Origin of the sequence: Mycobacterium sp. NAZ190054, from assembly GCF_001545925.1 — a bacterium.
Taxonomy (GTDB): Bacteria; Actinomycetota; Actinomycetes; order Mycobacteriales; family Mycobacteriaceae; genus Mycobacterium.
Window position 1 is genome coordinate 1 of record NZ_LMVQ01000413.1, and the last position, 2139, is coordinate 2139.

At 73.3% G+C, this 2139-nt stretch carries 3 pseudogenes; 2 read left to right on the forward strand and 1 reads right to left on the reverse strand.

Features of this window, described 5'->3' with window-relative positions:
• Positions 1–132, reverse strand: a pseudogene (locus tag ASJ79_RS34395) (5-deoxy-glucuronate isomerase); the annotation flags it as partial.
• Between ASJ79_RS34395 and eccCb the strand changes: the two are divergent.
• Together eccCb and ASJ79_RS23085 are read left to right on the forward strand one after the other, a co-directional pair.
• Positions 106–1638, forward strand: a pseudogene (gene eccCb, locus ASJ79_RS23080) (type VII secretion protein EccCb); the annotation flags it as partial. The pseudogenes ASJ79_RS34395 and eccCb overlap by 27 nt on opposite strands.
• Positions 1635–2139, forward strand: a pseudogene (locus ASJ79_RS23085) (type VII secretion-associated protein); the annotation flags it as partial. The pseudogenes eccCb and ASJ79_RS23085, both read left to right, overlap by 4 nt.

Here is a 2139-nt window from a genome sequence, read left to right on the forward strand (position 1 = left end):
CAGGTAGTACATGTGGTGGCCCGGCGCCGCGATCGACGGGCCGTGATAGCCGTGGGGCACCAGCACGACGTCACCGGAGCGGACCTCCTCGAGCACCTCGATCGGGCGTTCCGCGGTGCCGTACACCGCGTGTGGCTGCCGCCGCTGGACCGGTCACCGGGGCTGGACGCCGTGTTGTCCGCGGCGCCGGCCGGGCGGTTACGGGTGCCGATCGGTGTGGTCGACCGCCCGTTCGAGCAGCGACGGGACCCGCTGATCGTCGACCTGTCCGGCGCGGCGGGCAATGTCGCGGTCGTCGGTGCTCCCCGCTCGGGCAAGTCGACGGCGCTGCACACGATCATCGGCGCGCTCGCTGCGACGCACGACCCCGGCGCGGTGCAGTTCTACTGCCTGGACTTCGGCGGTGGCGACCTGACCGCGCTGCGGGACCTGCCGCACGTCGGGGCGGTGGCCGGGCGGCGGGACAGCGACCTGTGCCGGCGCATCGTCGCGCAGCTGGAGTCTGTCCTGCGGTCGCGGGAGGCCGCGGGCGGTGCCCGGGACGACGGGTACGGCGAGACCGTGCTGGTGGTCGACGGATGGGCGGCGCTGCGGCAGGACTTCGACGGCCTGGACGGCGCGATCACCGCCATGGCCACGCAGGGTCTGGCGTACGGCGTGCACGTGATGATCGCGGCGTCCCGGTGGGCCGATCTGCGGCCCGCGCTGAAGGATCAGATCGGTACCCGGATCGAGCTGCGCCTCGGCGATCCCACCGACTCCGAGATGGACCGCAGGCGGGCCAAGGAACTCACCGACCTGCCGCCCGGGCACGGCATCACGCGTGACGGCCGCGAGATGGTCATCGCCACACCCGAGTTCACGCCGCGCGGTGGCCGCGCGGCGCCGCCGGTGGAACTGCTGCCGTCGCGGGTGGATCGGGTCGCGATCGGCGTTCCCGAGCGGCGCCGGGACCGGGTGCTGCTGGGCCTCGGGGAACGCGACCTGGCGCCGGTCCTGCTGAATCTCGCCGAACACCCGCACCTGCTGATCCTCGGCGACGGTGAATGCGGCAAAACGTCGCTGTTGCGACTGCTCTGCACCGAACTGGGCGCGGCCGCGGACGGACCGGATCTGGAGATCGTCGACTTCCGGCGCACGCTGCTCGGTGTCGTCGACCGCGGGCCCCGGACCGGATACGCGGTGTCGGGCGTCGCGGTGACGTCGCGGATGGCCGCGCTGACGGAGCGGTTGAACGCCAGGATGCCCGACGAGTCCGTCACCCAACAGCAGCTCAGGGACCGGTCCTGGTGGAGCGGGCCCGACGTCTACGTCATCGTCGACGACTACGACCTGGTGGCGGGCGCCACCGGGAATCCGCTGACCCCATTGGCCGACTTCCTGCCGCACGCCAAGGATCTGGGGCTGCACGTCATCGTCGCCCGGCGCTCCGGTGGCGCGGGGCGGGCCATGTTCGACCCCGTGCTGGCCCGGATGCGCGAGATGGGTTGCGTCGGTCTGATGATGAGCGCGGCGCCGGACGAGGGTGTGCTGCTGGGCACCGTGCGACCCACTCCGCTGCCGCCGGGACGGGCCACACTGATCATGCGGGGGCGGCCCGACGAACTGGTCCAGGTGGCCTGGGTGGAGCCGCCGTGACGCCGGTCGTCATCGAGGTGGGCCCGGCCACCGTGCGGGGTCCGGGACACGTTGCGTGCGAACGGGTCTCGGCCGCGTTGGGCTCTGTCGACGACCCGCTGACGCTGGTGGACGACCGGCCCGTCGAGGTGGGCCGGCTGTGGGGGGAGGTCCTCGCCGCGGCGGCCGGCGGGCGCACCGGGACCCTGGTCCTCGTGGTGCCGACGTGGTGGCCTGCGGGCCACGTCCGCGTCGTCTCCGAGGCCGCACGCAACACGGCTCCCGAGGTGGTTGTGGTGGCACGGAGTTCGGTGCTCGCCGACACGACGGACGCGGTGGTGGTCGAACTGTCGGCCGATTACGCGGTGGTGGCGGCCCCGGGTGCCGTCTACTCGGTGGTCTCCCGTGACGAGGCGTTGGCGGCGCATCTGCAGACGGCGGCATCGGTGCTGATCGACGTGCCGGCCGGGGTCGCGCCGCTGTCGCCCGCGGCCGCCGCCGCGCTCAGGCGACTCGGCGCAG